Source organism: Microbacterium lacus, assembly GCF_039531105.1.
Lineage (GTDB): Bacteria > Actinomycetota > Actinomycetes > Actinomycetales > Microbacteriaceae > Microbacterium > Microbacterium lacus.
Genome location: NZ_BAAAPK010000001.1, coordinates 1,386,455 through 1,404,595 on the forward strand (window position 1 = coordinate 1,386,455; position 18,141 = coordinate 1,404,595).

At 70.2% G+C, this 18,141-nt stretch carries 17 protein-coding genes; 15 read left to right on the forward strand and 2 right to left on the reverse strand.

Annotation, left to right across the window (positions count from 1 at the left end):
• Positions 1-56 precede the first annotated feature (56 nt).
• Both infB and rbfA read left to right on the forward strand, forming a co-directional pair.
• Positions 57-2,825 carry a translation initiation factor IF-2 gene (infB, locus tag ABD197_RS06470; protein ID WP_344052776.1) on the forward strand — a complete coding sequence of 923 codons (2,769 nt, stop codon included), beginning with the start codon at positions 57-59 and terminating at the stop codon, positions 2,823-2,825.
• A 124-nt stretch (positions 2,826-2,949) separates the two neighbouring features.
• Positions 2,950-3,420, forward strand: a complete 471-nt coding sequence (rbfA, locus tag ABD197_RS06475; RefSeq protein ID WP_344052778.1) for a 30S ribosome-binding factor RbfA — start codon at positions 2,950-2,952, stop codon at positions 3,418-3,420.
• A gap of 2 nt (positions 3,421-3,422) precedes the next feature.
• Here rbfA and ABD197_RS06480 read toward each other — a convergent pair whose 3' ends face one another.
• Positions 3,423-4,289: an HhH-GPD family protein gene (locus tag ABD197_RS06480; protein ID WP_344052780.1), complete on the reverse strand. Its 867-nt coding sequence runs from the start codon at positions 4,287-4,289 to the stop codon at positions 3,423-3,425.
• 346 nt (positions 4,290-4,635) lie between these two features.
• On the opposite strand from ABD197_RS06480, the gene ABD197_RS06485 reads away from it, so the two are divergent.
• From ABD197_RS06485 to ABD197_RS06545, 13 genes are all read left to right on the forward strand, one after another.
• Positions 4,636-5,322 carry a nucleoside/nucleotide kinase family protein gene (locus ABD197_RS06485; protein WP_344052782.1) on the forward strand — a complete coding sequence of 229 codons (687 nt, stop codon included), beginning with the start codon at positions 4,636-4,638 and terminating at the stop codon, positions 5,320-5,322.
• On the forward strand, positions 5,322-6,209 hold the full coding sequence (truB, locus tag ABD197_RS06490; RefSeq protein ID WP_344052784.1) for a tRNA pseudouridine(55) synthase TruB: 888 nt from the start codon (positions 5,322-5,324) through the stop codon (positions 6,207-6,209). The genes ABD197_RS06485 and truB overlap by 1 nt, the downstream gene beginning before the upstream one ends.
• The gene (locus ABD197_RS06495) at positions 6,206-6,574 is read left to right on the forward strand and encodes a hypothetical protein (protein WP_344052786.1); all 369 of its coding nucleotides are present in this window, start codon (positions 6,206-6,208) and stop codon (positions 6,572-6,574) included. The genes truB and ABD197_RS06495 overlap by 4 nt, the downstream gene beginning before the upstream one ends.
• 24 nt (positions 6,575-6,598) lie before the next feature.
• On the forward strand, positions 6,599-7,045 hold the full coding sequence (locus tag ABD197_RS06500) for a hypothetical protein (protein WP_344052788.1): 447 nt from the start codon (positions 6,599-6,601) through the stop codon (positions 7,043-7,045).
• The gene (locus ABD197_RS06505) at positions 7,042-8,001 is read left to right on the forward strand and encodes a bifunctional riboflavin kinase/FAD synthetase (protein WP_344052790.1); all 960 of its coding nucleotides are present in this window, start codon (positions 7,042-7,044) and stop codon (positions 7,999-8,001) included. The genes ABD197_RS06500 and ABD197_RS06505 overlap by 4 nt, the downstream gene beginning before the upstream one ends.
• A 58-nt stretch (positions 8,002-8,059) precedes the next feature.
• The gene (locus ABD197_RS06510; RefSeq protein WP_344052792.1) at positions 8,060-8,434 is read left to right on the forward strand and encodes a hypothetical protein; all 375 of its coding nucleotides are present in this window, start codon (positions 8,060-8,062) and stop codon (positions 8,432-8,434) included.
• A gap of 68 nt (positions 8,435-8,502) precedes the next feature.
• Positions 8,503-9,510, forward strand: coding sequence for a deoxyribose-phosphate aldolase (gene deoC / locus ABD197_RS06515; protein WP_344052794.1), 1,008 nt, complete (start codon positions 8,503-8,505; stop codon positions 9,508-9,510).
• A gap of 7 nt (positions 9,511-9,517) precedes the next feature.
• Positions 9,518-11,008: an aldehyde dehydrogenase family protein gene (locus ABD197_RS06520; RefSeq protein ID WP_344052796.1), complete on the forward strand. Its 1,491-nt coding sequence runs from the start codon at positions 9,518-9,520 to the stop codon at positions 11,006-11,008.
• Complete coding sequence (locus ABD197_RS06525) at positions 11,005-11,865, forward strand: aldehyde dehydrogenase family protein (protein WP_344052798.1); 861 nt, start codon at positions 11,005-11,007, stop codon at positions 11,863-11,865. Before ABD197_RS06520 ends, ABD197_RS06525 begins: the two co-directional genes overlap by 4 nt.
• 95 nt (positions 11,866-11,960) lie before the next feature.
• Positions 11,961-12,851 carry a glycerophosphodiester phosphodiesterase gene (locus ABD197_RS06530; RefSeq protein ID WP_344052800.1) on the forward strand — a complete coding sequence of 297 codons (891 nt, stop codon included), beginning with the start codon at positions 11,961-11,963 and terminating at the stop codon, positions 12,849-12,851.
• A gap of 41 nt (positions 12,852-12,892) precedes the next feature.
• On the forward strand, positions 12,893-13,528 hold the full coding sequence (locus ABD197_RS06535) for a hypothetical protein (protein WP_344052802.1): 636 nt from the start codon (positions 12,893-12,895) through the stop codon (positions 13,526-13,528).
• A 205-nt stretch (positions 13,529-13,733) separates the two neighbouring features.
• Positions 13,734-15,908, forward strand: a complete 2,175-nt coding sequence (locus tag ABD197_RS06540; RefSeq protein WP_344052804.1) for a DEAD/DEAH box helicase — start codon at positions 13,734-13,736, stop codon at positions 15,906-15,908.
• 121 nt (positions 15,909-16,029) lie between these two features.
• Positions 16,030-17,058 carry an ATP-dependent 6-phosphofructokinase gene (locus ABD197_RS06545; RefSeq protein WP_344052806.1) on the forward strand — a complete coding sequence of 343 codons (1,029 nt, stop codon included), beginning with the start codon at positions 16,030-16,032 and terminating at the stop codon, positions 17,056-17,058.
• Positions 17,059-17,157: 99 nt separating this feature from the next.
• On the opposite strand, the gene ABD197_RS06550 is transcribed toward ABD197_RS06545, so the two are convergent.
• Positions 17,158-18,051, reverse strand: coding sequence for an endonuclease domain-containing protein (locus tag ABD197_RS06550; protein ID WP_344052808.1), 894 nt, complete (start codon positions 18,049-18,051; stop codon positions 17,158-17,160).
• Positions 18,052-18,141: the final 90 nt, after the last annotated feature.

Below are 18,141 nucleotides of genomic sequence, written 5' to 3' on the forward strand. Positions count from 1 at the left end.
CCGTCCGCGACTGAGGTCTGCCCTGCCTGGGTGGACCAACCCCAGACAGGAGAATTGTGGCTGCCAAACCACGCGTACACGAGATCGCTTCCGAACTCGGTGTCGACAGCAAGATCGCTCTTGCAAAGCTCAAGGAGCTCGGCGAATTCGTCAAGAGCCCCTCATCCACCATCGAGCCCCCCGTGGCTCGCAAGCTCCGCGCCGCCCTCGAGGCGGACGGCGCCGGTAAGCCGGCCGCCGCGCCGGCTGCGGCATCCGCTCCGGCGGCAGCCACCGCCGCGCCGAGCGCCGCCAAGCCCGGTGCCGCGCGCCCGGGCGCGCCGCGCCCGGCCGCGCCGGCACCCGCCGCTCCCGCGGCGCCGACCCCGGCTGCGGCATCCGCCCCCGCGGCGTCCAGCGCTCCGGCACCCGCACCGAGCGCGCCCGCGCCTGCCGCGAGCACGCCTGCGGCGGAGACCGCCGCACCGAGCGCACCGCGTCCCGGTGGCGCGCCCGGCGCTCCGCGCCCGGGCAACAACCCGTTCTCGAGTGCGCAGGGCATGGGCCAGCGGCCCGCCGGACCGCGCCCGGGCAACAACCCGTTCGCGAGCGCACAGGGAATGGGCCAGCGGCCCGCGCCGAGCCCCGGCAACATCCCGCGTCCGCAGGCCCCGCGTCCCGGTGCCCCGCGTCCGGGTGCACCCGGTGCGCGTCCCGGTCGCCCCGGTGCGGGCGGTCGTCCCGGTGCGCCCTTCCAGCAGCGACCGGGCGGTCCCGGCCGTCCGGGAGGTGCCGGTGGGGGCTTCCAGCGTCCCGGTGGTGCCCCCGGCGGTGCGCCCGGCGGCTTCGCCGGTCGTCCCGGCGGCGGCGGCGGCCGTGGTCGTGGCCCCGGCGGTGGCACCGCGGGTGCCTTCGGCAAGGGTGGCGGCAAGTCCAAGCAGCGCAAGTCGCGTCGGGCGAAGCGGCAGGAATTCGAGATGCGGGATGCCCCGCAGGTTGGTGGCGTCAACGTCCAGAAGGGCAACGGCGAGATCATCCGTCTGCGCCGTGGCGCGTCGATCGCCGACTTCGCCGACAAGCTCGAGGCGATCCGCGGTTACACCGTGCAGCCCGGCACGCTCGTGACGATCCTCTTCAACCTGGGTGAGATGGCGACCGCCACCGAATCCCTCGACGAGGCGACCTTCGAGGTCCTCGGCGAAGAGCTCGGCTACAAGATCCAGATGGTCTCGCCCGAGGACGAGGACAAGGAGCTCCTGGAGGGCTTCGGTCTGGACCTCGACGCCGAACTCGAGAACGAGGATGAGGACGACCTCGAGATCCGTCCGCCGGTCGTGACCGTCATGGGTCACGTCGACCACGGTAAGACCCGACTGCTCGACGCAATCCGCCAGACCAACGTCGTCGCCGGCGAGGCCGGTGGCATCACGCAGCACATCGGTGCCTATCAGGTCTGGACCGAGCACGAGGGCATCGAGCGCGCGATCACCTTCATCGACACCCCGGGTCACGAGGCGTTCACCGCCATGCGCGCCCGTGGTGCGCAGGTGACCGACCTCGCGATCCTCGTGGTCGCCGCCGACGACGGCATCATGCCGCAGACGGTGGAGGCGCTCAACCACGCGCAGGCTGCGAACGTGCCGATCGTGGTGGCCGTGAACAAGGTCGACAAGCCCGACGCGAACCCCGCGAAGGTGCGCCAGCAGCTCACCGAGTACGGCCTGGTCGCCGAGGAGTACGGCGGCGACGTGATGTTCATCGACGTCTCGGCGCGCGCCGGGACCGGCATCCAGGAGCTTCTGGACGCCGTCCTGCTGACGGCGGATGCCGGGCTCGACCTCACGGCGAACCCGAACAAGGCGGCCCGCGGCGTCGCGATCGAAGCGAAGCTCGACAAGGGCCGCGGTTCGGTGGCGACCGTGCTCATCCAGTCCGGAACGCTGCGCGTCGGTGACGCGATCGTCGCGGGAACCGCGTACGGCCGCGTGCGCGCCATGGCGGACGAGAACGGCGAGCCCGTCCTCGAAGCCTGGCCGTCGCGCCCCGTGCAGGTCCAGGGGCTCAACTCCGTGCCCCGTGCCGGTGACACGTTCATCGTGACCGACGAGGACCGCCTCGCCCGCCAGATCGCCGAGAAGCGTGAAGCGGCCGAGCGCAACGCGCAGCTGGCCAAGGCCCGCAAGCGCATCTCGCTCGAGGACTTCACCCGTGCTCTGCAGGAGGGCAAGGTCGAATCGCTCAACCTCATCATCAAGGGTGACGTGTCGGGTGCCGTCGAGGCGCTCGAGGAGTCGCTGCTGAAGATCGAGGTCGATGACTCCGTGCAGCTGCGGATCATCCACCGCGGCGTCGGTGCGATCACCGAGTCCGACGTGAACCTGGCGACGATCGACAACGCGATCATCATCGGCTTCAACGTCCGCCCCGACACGAAGGCGCGCGAGCGTGCGTCCCGCGAAGGAGTGGACACCCGGTTCTACTCGGTCATCTACAACGCGATCGACGACGTCGAGCAGTCCCTCAAGGGCATGCTCAAGCCGGAGTTCGAAGAAGTTCAGTCCGGTGTCGCCGAGATCCGCGAGGTGTTCCGCTCCTCGAAGTTCGGCAACATCGCCGGTGTCATCGTCCGCTCCGGGACGATCACGCGCAACGCGAAGGCGCGGGTCATCCGCGACGGCGTCGTGCTGGCGGACGGCCTGCAGATCGAGTCGCTGCGTCGTTTCAAGGACGACGTCACCGAGGTGCGGACGGACTTCGAGGCCGGTATCGGCCTCGGCAAGTTCAACGACATCCAGATCGGCGACGAGATCGAGACCACGGAAATGGTGGAGAAGCCGCGCGGCTGAGGTTCGGAACGCTACGGCGATGGATGACGCCGGGATAACGGGAACCCCCAAGGCCCCGACTATCCCGGCATCATCCATCGCCTGCGCTCGATAGCCCGCCGGCGGTGGGAAGAGGGAGTAGGAAATGGCTGGAGAACGACAGGCGCGCGTCGCCGACCGCATCCGCGTGGTGCTGGCGGAGCGCCTCGAGAGAGGGCTGCGCGATCCGCGGCTCGGATTCGTCACGATCACCGACGTCAAGGTGACCGGCGACCTCCAGCACGCTTCGGTGTTCTACACCGTGATGGGCGATGAGGCGCTGCGCGCCGACACGGCGGCGGCACTCAAGTCCGCCACCGGCCTGCTGCGCTCCGAGGTCGGCAAGAACCTCAACACCCGCCTCACGCCGACGCTCGAGTTCATCCTCGACGCGATCCCCGAGAACGCCGACCACATCGCCTCGCTGCTGCGTGAAGCGCGTGAGCGCGACGCGGCGGTCGCGGGTCTTGCGGCATCCGCTCAGTACGCCGGCGACGCCGATCCGTACGTCAAGCCCCGCGAGCTCGACGAGGCCGAAGAAGAAGCCGACGACGAGGGCGCCGCCCGCGAGGGGTGACCTCAGTGCGGGAGCCTCGCGCTCCCGTTCACGAGTTCGATGAGTCCGTCGTCGGCGAGCGAGGTGATCGCGCGGTCGCGCTGGTGCGGATCCGACCAGTCGGCGAGGAGTTCGTCCGTGCGGATGCCCGCGGCATCGGCATCCCGCAGCGTCTTCAGCACCGCGCCGCGAGCCTGCCGGTCGCTGCCCTCATAGCGCGCCTGGCGCCGTCGGTCGTCACCGGTGTCGGGGTAGCCGGCGGTGCGCCACGCGCAGATATGCGTGATCGGGCATGAGTCGCATCGCGGCGCGCGTGCCGTGCACACCACGGCGCCGAGTTCCATCGTCGCGGCGTTGAACATCGCGGCGTCCTCGCGTCCGGCGGGCAGGAGCCCGGCCATGTCCGCGAGATCGCTGCGCGTCGGAGGCCCGGGCTGCGAGCGTCCGCCGACCGCGCGGGCGATCACGCGGCGCGTGTTCGTGTCGACCACCGGATGCCGATCCCCGTACGCGAACACCGCGACCGCGCGGGCGGTGTAGTCGCCGATCCCGGTGAGGGCGAGGAGGTCATCGACGCCGCGCGGCACGACTCCCGCGTGGCGATCGCGGATCTCGACCGCGGCGCGGTGCAGCCACAGTGCACGCCGGGGATAGCCGAGGTTCGCCCACTGCCGCACGGCGTCCGCCGGAGCGGCGGCGGCGAGGTCGGTGGGTGCCGGCCAGCGCGTCAGCCACGCATCGAGGTGCGGGATCACGCGGTTTACGGGTGTCTGCTGAAGCATGAACTCGCTGACCAGCGTCCCCCAGGCGCCGAATCCCGGTGCCCGCCACGGGAGCTCCCGGGCGTTCTTCCGGTACCACTCGATGAGCGGGGCGGCGAGCTCGGGCATGCCGACCAGCCTACGAGCAGGGGGCGGTCGCGGATGCGGAGGGGATCTCGGTTTCGGAGGGTCATCGGAGCCCTCCGTCCCTCTGAATCCTCGACGCGGCGGGCGGGATCGTGCGTGCCCGCTCACGTGGACTGCACGGTCACAGTGACCATCACGTCCGCGCCACCGTCGCGCGCAGCGAGATCCCGCGGGTGCGCAAGGGCTGGGTGGCGGTGGCACGAAGTGCAGGATCTCGTTATGCGTGCGGTCGCCCAGGGCCTTCACCGGGTCGACCGCGATTTCCGTCGCCGATTCTGCGGCATCCGCGCAGGGAAGGCGCGCAGCCTGCGCGGATAGGCTGAGAGCCATGCGCCTGCCCACCACCCCGGTCACCACGCTGCTGCGCAGCCTCCGGGACGAAGTGCGTCAGCACAATCGCGGTGGCCGGGTGATCATCGCGGTCGACGGCATCGACGGTGCGGGCAAGACCGTGTTCGCCGACTCCTTCGCCGATGTCTTCGCCGAGGACGGCTCTGCGGTCTTCCGCGCCTCGATCGACGACTTCCACCGCCCGCGGGCGGAGCGGTACGCGCGTGGCAGGCAGTCGCCCGAAGGCTTCTACCGCGACTCCTATGACCTCACGACCTTCCGTCGTGTGCTGATCGACCCGTTCCGCGAGGGTGGGCAGACCGGGGCGAGCACCGGGTTCCAGCTCGCCGCGTTCGACGTCGTGCGCGACCAGCCCGTCGAGTCGGCGTGGACGACGGCGCCGCGGGATGCCGTCCTCATCGTCGACGGGATCTTCCTGCACCGTCCCGAGCTGAGGAACCTCTGGAACTGGTCGGTCTGGCTCGATGTCCCCATCGATGTGGCCGCACAGCGACTGGCGCTGCGGGACGGCTCCGATCCGAGCCCCTCCGCGCCCTCGAACGCGCGGTACCGCCAGGGCCAGGAGCTGTACCTCAAGGAGGCGAATCCGCGGGCTGCGGCATCCGCGATCGTCGACAACACCGACCTCGCGCATCCGTCCCGCGTCTGGGCGGACTACTGCTGATGGTCGCCGCCGGAATCCTCCTGGTCGACAAGCCGGGAGGCATCACGAGTCATGACGTGGTCGCCCGCGCGAGGCGCGCCCTGGGCACCCGCAAGATCGGACACGCCGGCACGCTGGATCCGATGGCGACGGGTCTGCTCGTGCTCGGTGTGGAGGGCGCGACGCGACTGCTGACCTACATCGTCGGGCTGGACAAGACCTACGAGGCGACCATCCGGCTCGGCGCGTCCACCGACACCGACGACGCCGACGGGCAGATCCAACGGGTGACGGATGCCGCATCCCTCGACCCCGCGCGGATCGACGCCGAGATCGCCGCGCTGACCGGCGAGATCTCACAGGTGCCGAGCCGCGTGTCGGCGATCAAGGTCGCCGGGCGCCGCGCGTACGACCTCGCTCGTGCGGGGGAGGAGGTGGAGCTCGCCGCCCGCAGCGTGACGGTGTCCCGCTTCGAGGTCCGCCGCCGTCGCGTAGACGGCGGCTTCACGGACCTCGATGTCGTGGTCGACTGCACCAGCGGCACCTATATCCGCGCGCTCGCCCGCGACCTCGGCGCCGCGCTCGGCGTGGGCGGACACCTCACGGCGTTGCGGCGCACGCGCATCGGCCCGTTCGAGGTCGCCGGTGCGGCATCCGTCGACGCGATCTCGGCCGCCGCGCTCGCAGACCCCGCCAGCGCGGCCCGCGCGGTCCTGGGCGCGATCGAGGTGACCGGCGAAGAGGCCCGTGATCTGCGTCACGGCAAGCGGATCGCCGGGGCGGCGACGCGCATGACACGGAACCCGACCGCGGCGATCGATCCGTCGGGCGTCATGGTGGGGATCGTCGAGCGCCGCGGCACCGACCTCAAGAGCGTCATGAACCTCCCCGAGGAGAAGAGCGCATGATCCTGTGGTTCACCTTCGTCCAAGTCGGGGTCGCCGTGATCGCGGGCCTGCTGTGCGTCGTGCTCGGCCTTGCCGGCCGGCGCCCGAGCGACCTGAGCGTCGCCGGTCTCGCGCTGCTCGAACTCCTGCTCATCGCGCAGATCATCGTCGCGATCATCGCTCCGCTCGCCGGCAACCCGCCTACGGGGAGCCTGCTGGAGTTCTGGGTCTACCTGGTCTCGGCTGCGCTCATCCCGCCCGCCGCGGTCGCGTGGGCACTGCTCGAACGGAGCCGCTGGAGCACGGTCATCATGGGGATCGGAGCGCTCGCGGTGGCGGTCATGGTGTGGCGCATGCAGGCGATCTGGACGATCCAGGTCGCCTGAGCCAGCACGTAAGCTTGACCCGCCATGTCGCCCTCAGCCCGCCCCCGCATGTCCGGAATCGGACGCGTCCTGGTGATCGTCTACGCGATCATGGCGCTCGCCGCGACCGGCCGCTCGTTCGTCCAGATCGCTCAGCGCTTCGAGGAGGCCCCGCTGGCCTACAGCCTCTCCGCTGCGTCCGCGGTCGTGTACATCATCGCCACGCTCGCCCTCGTGTTCGCCGGCTCCCGGGGCTGGTACCTCACGGCGTGGGTGGCGATCTGCTTCGAGCTGGCCGGAGTTCTCGTGATCGGAACGCTGAGCCTGCTGCTGCCGGACCTGTTCGCCCACCCGACCGTGTGGTCGTGGTTCGGGATGGGGTACCTGTTCGTGCCGCTCGTGCTGCCGTTCTTCGGGATCTGGTGGCTCGTCACGCATCGGCCGCGCAGTGCGTCGCCGACGGATGCCGATCCCGCGGCGGTCCGCGCGTGATCGTGTTCCACGACCCTGCCGAGGTCCCCGACGGCTTCGGCCCCTCGGTCGTGGCGATCGGCAAGTTCGACGGCGTCCACTCCGGTCACCGTGCCGTGATCGATCGGGCGCGGGTCGACGCCGCCACCACGGATGCCCGCGTGGTCGCGGTCACTTTCGACCGGAACCCGCTCGCGCTGCTGCGACCCGATCTGTGCCCGGACGATCTGATCGGCGTGCACCAGAAGGTGCAGCTGCTCGCCGAGACGGGCGTCGACGCGGTGCTCGTCCTGCGCTTCGATCGGGAGCTCGCCGACCTCTCGCCGCGCGATTTCGTCGAGCGCGTGCTCGTGACCGCGCTCGGCGCCTGCACCGTGCTCGTCGGCGGGGACTTCCGGTTCGGCCGCGGCGGAGCGGGCGACCCGGAGACGCTGCGCACGCTCGGTCGCGAGTTCGGTTTCGACGTCGACGTGGTCGACGACGTGCGGGCGGTCGGAGCGGGTCGTCGGGTGTCCTCGACGTGGATCCGCGAAGTGCTCGCCGAGGGGGACGTCGAGTCGGCGGCGAAGCTGCTCGGCCGGCCGGCATCCGTGTGGGGCGAAGTGGTCCACGGACTCAAGCGCGGTCGCGAGCTCGGTTTCCCGACGGCGAACCTCTCGCCGGACTCCGAGGGCTTCATCCCCGCGGACGGCGTCTACGCCGGTTGGCTCATCGACGAGGGATCCGCGAACGGACTGCGTTCGGGAGTGCGGTACCCCGCCGCGATCTCGATCGGCGTCAACCCGCACTTCGACGACGTCGAGCGACGCCAGGTCGAGGCCTATGTGCTGGATGAATCGGACCTCGATCTGTACGGTCACCGCGTCGAAGTCCAGTTCGTCCGGCGCATCCGCGGGATGGCGGCGTTCGAGGGGCTCGAGGCGCTGGTCGCGCAGATGAACGACGACGTCGGGCGCGTGCGGGCCGCGCTGTCCTAGCCGGCGCCAGGGCGGTGGCCCGTAGACCGGGAGTGCCGCGGGTCCTACGATCGGAGCCGTGGACGCCGTGAGTCTGTTGAGCGCCGTGGCCGCGCCGGCGAACACCGTCAACCTCTGGGGGGCGCTGGGTTGCGCGGTGGCGTACTCCGCCGCGCTCCTCGCGACGCTCGACGGATTCGCCGACCTGATCCTCGCGAGAGACGACGCACCGGCGGGGCGGCTCACACCCGGGGTAGGCTTGAAGTTCGGATCGAAGCTCGCCGCCGCGGCGATCGCCGTCATCTCCGCAGGGATCGTCCTGGCATTGGACGAGAACTGGTTCGCCTTCACATGCCTGACGATCGCCTTCGTGGTCGTCGTGGCGATCGGCGTCGTGGTGATGCTGCGGCACACGCGGGCCACGACCGGCAGCGGACCGCGCGCGAGCGGGTGAGAAGAGCTCGCCCTCGCCGTCCGAGATCCCGGGGAATCCCGCGAAGCGTGAAGAGGAACGAGAGACCGATGAGCAGAACAGACCTGCAGACGCTGCCCGAGCGCGCCGTGGCGCTCCTGGGTGGCGAGCCCGACGACACCACCCTCCGGCGCTATCTGCACGGTCTTCCCGGCGTCGATGCGGTCGGGCTGGAGCAGCGCGCCGCCGCGCTCGGCACGCGGTCGATCAAGACGACCTCGAAGGCATGGGCGCTCGACAAGATCATCGAGCTCATCGATCTGACGACCCTCGAGGGTGCCGACACCCCCGGCAAGGTGCGCTCGCTCGTCGCGAAGGCGCTGACCCCGGACGCGTCCGACCCGACGTGTCCGCGCGTCGCTGCGGTGTGCGTGTACGGCGACATGGTGCCCTACGCCGTGCAGGCGCTCGGCGCCGCGCACGGCGATCCGGACGACGGACTCGTCTCGGTCGCGGCCGTCGCCACCGCCTTCCCGAGCGGCAGGGCGTCGCTCGAGATCAAGCTCGCCGACACAGCGGATGCCGTCGCGGCGGGCGCCGACGAGATCGACATGGTGATCGACCGTGGGGCGTTCCTCGCCGGGCGCTACGGGCAGGTCTTCGACCAGATCGTCCGGGTGAAGCAGGCATGCCGTCGGGCGGACGGCACGTACGCCTCGCTCAAAGTGATCCTCGAGACCGGCGAGCTCACCACATACGACAACATCAAGCGCGCCTCCTGGCTCGCGATCCTCGCCGGCGGGGACTTCATCAAGACCTCGACGGGAAAGGTGCAGCCGGCGGCCACGCTGCCGACGACGCTGCTCATGCTCGAAGTGGTGCGCGACTGGCACCGCGCGACCGGCGAGAAGATCGGCGTGAAGCCGGCGGGCGGCATCCGCACCTCGAAGGACGCGATCAAATACCTTGTCACGGTCGCCGAGACCGTCGGCGAGGAGTGGCTGCAGCCGCACCTGTTCCGCTACGGCGCGTCGAGCCTGCTGAACGACGTGCTGCTGCAGCGGCAGAAGCTGCGCACCGGGGCGTACTCCGCCGCCGACTACGTGACGATCGATTGAGGACCCCATGAGCTTCCTGGAATACGCCCCCGCGCCCGAGTCGCGCAGCATCCTGCGCCTGCGCGACAGCTACGGACTGTTCATCGACGGCGAGTTCGTCGACGGCACCGGCGAGTCGTTCGCGACGATCTCGCCGGCCGACGAGTCCCACATCGCGACGGTGTCCGCCGCGTCCGAAGCGGACGTCGACCTCGCCGTCCGTGCCGCGCGCCGCGCCTACGACAAGACCTGGTCGAAGATGAGCGGCCGCGACCGCGGCAAGTACCTCTTCCGGATCGCGCGGCTCGTGCAGGAGCGGGCCCGCGAGCTCGCCGTCGCGGAGAGCCTGGACAACGGCAAGCCGATCAAGGAGAGCCGCGACGTGGACGTGCCCCTCGTCGCCGCATGGTTCTTCTACTACGCGGGCTGGGCCGACAAGCTCGACTACGCCGGGCTCGGCGCCGGGCCGCGCGCGCTGGGAGTCGCGGGGCAGGTCATCCCATGGAACTTCCCGCTCCTCATGCTCGCGTGGAAGATCGCCCCGGCGCTCGCGGCGGGCAACACCGTCGTGATCAAGCCCGCGGAGACCACGCCGCTGTCGGCCCTGATCTTCGCCGAGATCCTGCAGCAGGCGGAGCTGCCCGCGGGTGTGGTCAACATCGTCACCGGCGCGGGTGGGACCGGCGCCGCGCTGGTCTCGCACCCCGGCATCGACAAGGTCGCCTTCACCGGATCCACGGGAGTCGGCCGCGCGATCGCGAAGGAGATCGCCGGATCGGGCAAGAAGCTCACCCTCGAGCTCGGTGGCAAGGCGGCCAACATCGTCTTCGACGACGCGCCGATCGATCAGGCCATCGAGGGGATCGTCAACGGCATCTTCTTCAATCAGGGCCACGTGTGCTGCGCCGGCAGCCGCCTTCTCGTCCAGGAGAACATTCACGACGAGGTCGTGGACCGACTCAAGGAACGACTGTCGACGCTGCGCATGGGCGATCCACTGGACAAGAACACCGACATCGGGGCCATCAATTCGCGTGCCCAGCTGGAGCGCGTCCGGGCGCTGTCGCAGGTCGGCGAGGAGGAGGGTGCGGAGCGCTGGAGCGCGGACTGCGTCATCCCCGAGAACGGCTTCTGGTTCGCGCCCACGATCTTCACGAACGTCCAGGCGAGCCACCGGATCGCCCGCGAGGAGATCTTCGGTCCGGTGCTGTCGGTCCTGACCTTCCGCACGCCCGCCGAGGCGATCGCGAAGGCGAACAACACCCCGTACGGCCTGTCGGCGGGGATCTGGAGCGACAAGGGATCCCGCATCCTCGCCGTCGCCGACAAGCTGCGCGCCGGCGTGGTCTGGGCGAACACGTTCAACCGATTCGACCCCGCCTCCCCATTCGGCGGCTACAAGGAGTCCGGCTACGGCCGGGAGGGCGGCCGGCACGGCCTCGCCGCCTACCTCGCTCCGGCATCCGCACGCCCCACGACCGCCCGCCTCGCCGCGGCTCGCAAGGAGAAGAAGGCATGACCCGCCTCGCCGTCCCGAAGACCTACAAGCTCTACATCGGGGGCAAGTTCCCGCGCAGCGAGTCCGGGCGCACGTACGAGGTTCGCAGCGCCAAGGGTGACTTCCTCGCCAACGCCTCGCTCGCCTCGCGCAAGGACGCCCGCGACGCGGTCGTCGCGGCGCGCTCGGCGCTGTCGGGCTGGGCGGGAGCAACCGCCTACAACCGCGGTCAGGTGCTGTACCGCATCGCCGAGCTGCTCGAGGGTCGTCGCGCCCAGTTCGTCGAGGAGATCGTCCTGCTCGAAGGCGTCAGCGCCTCCGCCGCGCAGGCGCAGGTCGACGAGGCGATCGACCGCTGGGTCTGGTACGCGGGGTGGACGGACAAGCACGCGCAGGTCGCCGGCAACGCGAACCCCGTCGCAGGCCCGTACTTCAACATCTCCGTCCCCGAGCCGACGGGCGTCGTCGCGGTGATCGCTCCGCAGGACTCGTCGCTGCTCGGCTTCGTCTCCGCGGTCGCACCGCCGCTCGTGGCCGGCAACACGGTCGTGGTGGTCGCCAGTGAGAAGCTGCCGCTCTCGGCGATCTCGCTCGCGGAAGTGCTGGCGACCTCGGACGTCCCCGGGGGTGTGGTCAACGTCCTCACCGGCTCGCTCGCCGAGATCGCCCCGTGGCTCGCGGCACACGCCGACGTGAACGCGCTGGATCTCGTCGGCGCGGGCGCCCTCGACTGGATCGACCTCGAGATCGCCGCCGCCGACATCCTGACGCGCGTTCTGCCGCCGGAAGAGGGGCCCGGCGCTGCGGCGCCGACGCTGGATCGCATCACGGCGTTCACCGAGACCAAGACCGTCTGGCACACCAAGAGCACGATCTGAAACCTCCTGCCGAAGAGGTAACGAAACGGTAACGGGGCATGTAGGGTGGGGGCACACGTCGACGGCGACGTGCGTCACCTCCAAGGACATGCCCGATGCCCGAAGAAGCACCGACGGACGACCGGATCCGGCCGCTCGCGATCGTATGCGTGCTTGCCACGCTGAGCCTGATCATCGCGTTCCTGGGGGCGACCCCCGCACGGGTGAGCGCGACCGAGATGCTCGGTCAGGCCCGCGCGGCGGGTGACTCGGCGTTCATCGCGAGTCACCGCGGCGGCGGTGCGACCGCTCCCGAGAACACGCTGCCCGCGATCTCCGCCGCGCTCGCCGGCGGGTTCGACTACGTGGAGATCGACGTCGCCCTCACCGCCGACCGCGTCCCCGTGCTCATGCACGATGGCACGGTGGACCGCACGACCGACGGGCACGGGCCGCTGTCCGCGCTCACGCTCGCAGAGGTCAAGACGCTGGATGCCGGGTCGTGGTTCGCGCCCGAATTCGCCGGCACGAGCGTACCCACCTTCACCGAAGTGCTCGACCTCCTCGACGAATCCGGGCACCGCGCGATCGTCGAATTGAAAGGCGAGTGGGATGCCGATGCCGTGGCGGGCGCCGTCGGCGAGATCACCGCGCGCGGACTCGAGCGTCGTGTCGCCGTCTCGAGCTTCGACGCGCGCACCCTCGCGATGACGGGTGCCGCGTCCGGCGTCGTGGCGCGCCTGTTCATCCTGCGGCACCTTCCCGATGACGTCGTGGCCGCGGCGCAGGAGGCGGGGGTGCGAGGTCTCGTCGTGGCCCGCCGCGCCGTCATCGATCGGCCGGAGATCGTCGAGGAGCTCCACGCCGCCGGCATCCGTGTCGTGGTCTACACCCTGAACGACGACACGCAGTGGGATGAGGTCACCGCGCTGGGGGTGGACGGTATCGTGACCGACGATCCCGCCACGCTGTCGCTGTGGCAGCAGGGCGTCGCGGGTCAGAGATAACCCGCGGTCGCACGGGCGGGACAGTGCACCCCGGAGGTCCCATGTCGTCCGCTCGTTCCCGCCGCGCCACCGCCGTGGTGATCGCCGCGCTCGCGCTCGGCCTCTCGCTCGCGGGCTGCAAGCCCGAGCCCGCCACGACATCCGCCCCCGCGCCGAGCGCATCCGCGTCGCCGTCCGCCTCGGCGAATTCGACGGGGTCGCCGTCGCCCACGGCCCAGGCGGATGCCGGCATCGAACTGCCCGCATCGTGCGAGCAGCTGTATTCGCCCGAGATGCTCGCGGCCCTGCAGGGTCGCGGTCCGCTGAACGATCCGGGCGTCACCATGACCTCGACTCAGAACGTCGCCGCGCTCGAGCTGCTCTCGTCCGGTGTCGCCACGATCCGCTGCTCGTGGGGCGTGCCCAGTGACTCCGGCATGGCCACGAACGTCACGATCCTGAGCGCCGAGCAGTCCTCGGCGCTGACCACCGCGCTCGCCGAAGCCGGTTTCGGCTGCGGCGACGAACTCGGCGGGACCGTGTGCCGCTCCGCGCAGAGCATGGTCAGTCAGGACGACCAGATCGCCGAGCTCACCGAGACCCACGTCTTCCGCGGCGACGTGTGGATCAGCAGCTACACGATCAACTTCGACGTGCCCGGCTACACCGAGGACGTCGTGGCGACGCTGTGGGGCTGATTCCCGCGGCATTCCGCTAGAGTGGATGCCGAGGATCTCGTCACCGACATGGTCGCAGCTCGCAGAAGCGAGTGCCCGTGACCCGGAGGGGCCGACATCCCGTCCCGTGTTCGTGACGGCTCGCGCCGCCCGCGGGAGCACGCCGACCTCACCGGTCCCGACCGGTCAACGCCGGACCTTTCCGGCACTCACGCTCAGGAGGAGCATGCCGACCACGGCATCTGCCGCGCAGAAGACGACGGGCTCGAGCTCGTCGCAGCGGCGCAGGAAGCCTTCATCGTCGCGCCGTGACGATGAAGCACCGATCATCCCGATCCTCGCCCGCAAAGTGCGCGAGATCGAGGCGAAGGCGCAGCGCGGAAAGCTCGGGCCGACCAATCGCGTCAAATTCCAGGTGATCGCCTTCCTCGTGCGCGAGGAGCGCGCACGGGTCAAGGCCGACACCACGCTGGCCGATGCGGCTCGCGCCGAGCTGCTCAAGAGGCTCGACGGTGTCGCGACGATCCTCGCCAAGACCGCCGCCCGCGACACCTCGCTCATTCAGCTGCTCGAGGTCGACCAGGCCGCGAGCCCGGTCGCGCGACGGATGCGACGCGACTGGCTGCTGGAATCCGGCGCCGAGCTCGCCCCCGACGAGCTCATCATCACCGACACCGCCCCGGCCACGGCGCCCGTCGTCTCGCCCGCCCTCGCGCAGCGTCAGGTGGTGCCGCCGGCGATCGAGTCCCGCCAGATGGCGAACCCTTTCCTTGCGCCCGATCTCACCGCCCGGGCGCCGCGCGCCACGCCGCGCCGTCGTCTGGACGGCTGGGAGCTCATGGGCCCGCTGTACAAGGCGTTCGAGACGGGCGCCGGCGGAGGCCAGGCGTCCATGGAACTCCCGCCGGTACCGGAGTTCGACCGGCTCTCGCCCAAGGGCCTGGAGATCATGGTCCACCAGTCCCGCTTCCTCGAGGCCGTCCGCGAAGGGCACCGCACGTTCCTCCTCGCCGATGAGCCGGGTCTCGGCAAGACGGCGGAGTCCGTGCTCGCGGCATCCGTCGCCGATGCGTATCCGCTGCTGGTCGTCGTCCCCAACGTCGTGAAGATGAACTGGGCGCGCGAAGTGCACCGGTGGACGCCGCAGCGGCGGGCGACCGTGATCTCGGGTGACGGGGAGAGCATCGACGCATTCGCCGACGTGTTCATCGTCAACTACGAGATCCTCGACCGGCACTTGTCCTGGCTCAGCTCGATCGGCCTGAAGGGCCTCGTCGTGGATGAGGCGCACTTCATCAAGAACCTGACCTCCCAGCGCTCGCAGAACGTCCTCGCGCTCGCGGCCCGCATCCGCGAGAGCGTGCGCAACCCGCTGCTGCTGGCCCTCACCGGAACCCCGCTGATCAACGACGTCGAGGACTTCGACGCCATCTGGCGCTTCCTCGGGTGGACCGACGGTGAGAAGCCGGGCCCGGCGCTGATGGAGAAGCTCGACGAGAGCGGCCTGACTCCGGCCGACAAGGCGTTCTACCCCGAGGCGCGCGACGCGGTCATCTCGATGGGCATCGTCCGTCGCAAGAAGAAGGACGTCGCTGCCGACCTGCCCGACAAGCTGATCGCCGACCTGCCGGTCGAGCTGGACGACGAGTACGGGCGATCGATCCGTCAGGCCGAGCGCGAGCTCGGTACGCGTCTGGCCGACCGCTACCGTCGCATCATCGATGCGCGCGGCGACCGCGGGCTCGCTCCCGGCGACGTCGACGCGGACATCATCCGACTGGTCGCGCAGAACGAGCTCGACGAGTCCAAGGCCGCCGGCACCGGCTCGGAGAACGTCTTCACGATGGTCCGGCGCATCGGTCAGGCCAAGGCCCTCCTCGCGGCGGACTACGCCGTACAGCTGCAGCGCTCGGTGGGCAAGGTCGTCTTCTTCGCCAAGCACATCGACGTCATGGACGCCGCGGAGGCGCACTTCGCCGCGGCGGGCCTGCGCACGGTGTCGCTGCGTGGAGACCAGTCCAGCACCGCGCGCCAGCAGGCGATCGACGACTTCAACAACGACCCCGACGTGGGCATCGCGGTCTGCTCGCTCACTGCGGCCGGCGTCGGCGTCAACATGCAGGCCGCCTCGAACGTCGTGCTCGCCGAGCTGTCGTGGACCGCCGCCGAGCAGACGCAGGCGATCGACCGGGTGCACCGCATCGGTCAGGACGAGCCGGTCACGGCGTGGCGGATCATCGCCGCGCACACGATCGACACGAAGATCGCCGAGCTGATCGACTCGAAGCAGGGACTCGCGCAGCGCGCGCTCGACGGCGACGCCGTCGACCCGCAGTCCAGCGACTCCGTGCAGCTGTCCGCGCTCATGCACCTGACCAGGCAGGCGCTCGGCGCGGAGTGAGGCGAACGGATGCCGGACCCCGCCGTGTGGCAGGGTCCGGCATCCGCCGCTAATGTCGGGTGAGGCAGCGTCGCCGATTCGTCCCACGACAGCCCGTAGCACCCGAAGCAAGGACCCCCCCATGAAGATCGGCATCCTGACCAGCGGCGGAGACTGCCCCGGACTGAACGCGGTCATCCGCGGCGTGGTCCTGAAGGGCACCACCGCCTACGATCTCGAGTTCGTCGGCATCCGTGACGGCTGGCGCGGCGTGGTGGACGGCGACTTCTTCCCCCTGACCCGCCACGAGGTGAAGGGCCTGTCGAAAGTCGGCGGCACGATCCTCGGGACGAGCCGAACGAACCCCTACGAGGGCACCCGTGGAGGCGCGGAGAACATCGCGAAGACTTTGTACGGGCACCGCCTCGACGGCATCATCGCGATCGGCGGCGAGGGAACCCTGGCGGCGGCCGACCGGCTGTCCAAGGACGGCATCAACGTGATCGGCGTGCCGAAGACGATCGACAACGACCTGCGGGCCACCGACTACTCGTTCGGATTCGACACGGCCGTCAACATCGCCTCCGAGGCGATGGACCGTCTGCGCACGACCGGAGATTCGCACCAGCGCTGCATGGTCGCCGAGGTCATGGGCCGCCATGTCGGCTGGATCGCGCTGCACGCCGGCATCGCCGCGGGCGCGCACGCGATCCTCATCCCCGAGGTGCCCCTCACGATCGACGACGTCTGCGAGCTCGTCACGAAGGCGCACGACCGTGGTCGTGCCCCACTCGTGGTGGTCTCGGAGGGCTTCAAGCTCGCCGGAATGGATGAGGCCTTCAGCGACAAGGGGCTGGACGCGTTCAACCGACCTCGACTGGGCGGCATCAGCGAGGTGCTGGCGCCCGAGATCGAGCGGATCACGGGTATCGAGACCCGCGCGACCGTCCTCGGCCACATCCAGCGCGGCGGTTCGCCGTCCGGCTTCGACCGGGTGCTGGCCACACGCCTCGGGCTCGCCGCCGCGGACGCGGTGGTCGCCGGTGCATGGGGGCAGATGGTCTCGCTCAAGGGCACGGACATCGTGCGCGTGCCCTTCGCCGACGCCCTCGGCGAACTCAACACCGTACCGCTGTACCGCTACGAAGAGGCTGCCGCGCTGTTCGGCTGAGCCGACCCGGGCGCCGACCGCGCGGCATCCGCTTCTCGAGAACAGGTTTTTCGGCGGAGCCAGGTGGATCGGGGACTGGTTCTACCTGTCCTGGTCGCTTCACCTGTTCTGAAGCCCCCGCTGGCGGTGAAGACCCTGCGCCACAGCCATGAGCACCGTGTCCCGTACCGCGCTCCACTGGAAGAGGATCTGGTGGTAGTCGAAGCGCAGCACGACGTAGCCGCGGGCCACGAGTCGGGCGTCCGCCTCGATGTCGCGTCGGCGGTCTGCCGGCGAACTGTGGTGGGCGAACCCGTCGATCTGGAGGACGAGCGACTCGCCGATCAGTCCGTCGACCGGGTGACCGTCGATCCACACCTGCTGGACCATCGACACGCCGGCGGCAGCGAGGCCATGCAGGGCGATGGTCTCCAGCCCTGAGTCGGAGAGCGATGACGCCACCGCGGCCAGTTCCGAAGCGTCTTGACGGCGCCACGCGACGCGCCGAAGGAGTGCGGCGTCGGTGACCTTCTTGCGAATCGCAGACTCCCATACGGCGATCGCGTCGCGCCGGGGGAGGCACTGAGCCACATGGAAGAGCACATTCAGGATGCCGTCCTCGTTCGCATTGCGGCCCACCGGTGCCGGGCCCGCTCCCCAGTGCAGGTGCAGCCCGTGGGGGCTGAGGCGCGACGCCGTGCCGTGCACCGCGACGTGTGTCGGGGTCTCCGGGGTTCTCGACGAATCAGGAACCCACAGGCCGCGCAACGCCGCAGCGCTCACGCACGTCAGCCGACCGCCGACGGACGCGGCATCCACCCGCCGACGATCGCAGTCCTTCGTCACGATCCAGGACCTGCGGATCCGCCGTGCCTCCCCACTCGCCACGGCCTGCGCGATCACGGCCGCTCGCCAGCCGGATGCCTTCAGATCCGATGAGTGCGCCACACCGTCGCGTTGCCGCAGCCACGTGAGCATCCGTTCGAGGTCCGCGGAAACGTGGGGGGTCGGCATCCGCTCATCATGCCGACCAGGACGAGGGCCGACACGGCGGCGAAAGGATCTGTGGGGGACTCGCAGCGCAGGCCCGCTGGGGAGGAACGG

Coding starts and splice junctions, on each gene's coding strand:
- rbfA (WP_344052778.1), top strand. CDS start 2,950: ATGGCTGGAGAACGACAGGCGCGCGTCGCCGACCGCATCCGCGTGGTG.
- ABD197_RS06480 (WP_344052780.1), bottom strand. CDS start 4,289: ATGCCCGAGCTCGCCGCCCCGCTCATCGAGTGGTACCGGAAGAACGCC.
- ABD197_RS06485 (WP_344052782.1), top strand. CDS start 4,636: ATGCGCCTGCCCACCACCCCGGTCACCACGCTGCTGCGCAGCCTCCGG.
- truB (WP_344052784.1), top strand. CDS start 5,322: ATGGTCGCCGCCGGAATCCTCCTGGTCGACAAGCCGGGAGGCATCACG.
- ABD197_RS06495 (WP_344052786.1), top strand. CDS start 6,206: ATGATCCTGTGGTTCACCTTCGTCCAAGTCGGGGTCGCCGTGATCGCG.
- ABD197_RS06500 (WP_344052788.1), top strand. CDS start 6,599: ATGTCGCCCTCAGCCCGCCCCCGCATGTCCGGAATCGGACGCGTCCTG.
- deoC (WP_344052794.1), top strand. CDS start 8,503: ATGAGCAGAACAGACCTGCAGACGCTGCCCGAGCGCGCCGTGGCGCTC.
- ABD197_RS06520 (WP_344052796.1), top strand. CDS start 9,518: ATGAGCTTCCTGGAATACGCCCCCGCGCCCGAGTCGCGCAGCATCCTG.
- ABD197_RS06525 (WP_344052798.1), top strand. CDS start 11,005: ATGACCCGCCTCGCCGTCCCGAAGACCTACAAGCTCTACATCGGGGGC.
- ABD197_RS06530 (WP_344052800.1), top strand. CDS start 11,961: ATGCCCGAAGAAGCACCGACGGACGACCGGATCCGGCCGCTCGCGATC.
- ABD197_RS06535 (WP_344052802.1), top strand. CDS start 12,893: ATGTCGTCCGCTCGTTCCCGCCGCGCCACCGCCGTGGTGATCGCCGCG.
- ABD197_RS06540 (WP_344052804.1), top strand. CDS start 13,734: ATGCCGACCACGGCATCTGCCGCGCAGAAGACGACGGGCTCGAGCTCG.
- ABD197_RS06545 (WP_344052806.1), top strand. CDS start 16,030: ATGAAGATCGGCATCCTGACCAGCGGCGGAGACTGCCCCGGACTGAAC.
- ABD197_RS06550 (WP_344052808.1), bottom strand. CDS start 18,051: ATGCCGACCCCCCACGTTTCCGCGGACCTCGAACGGATGCTCACGTGG.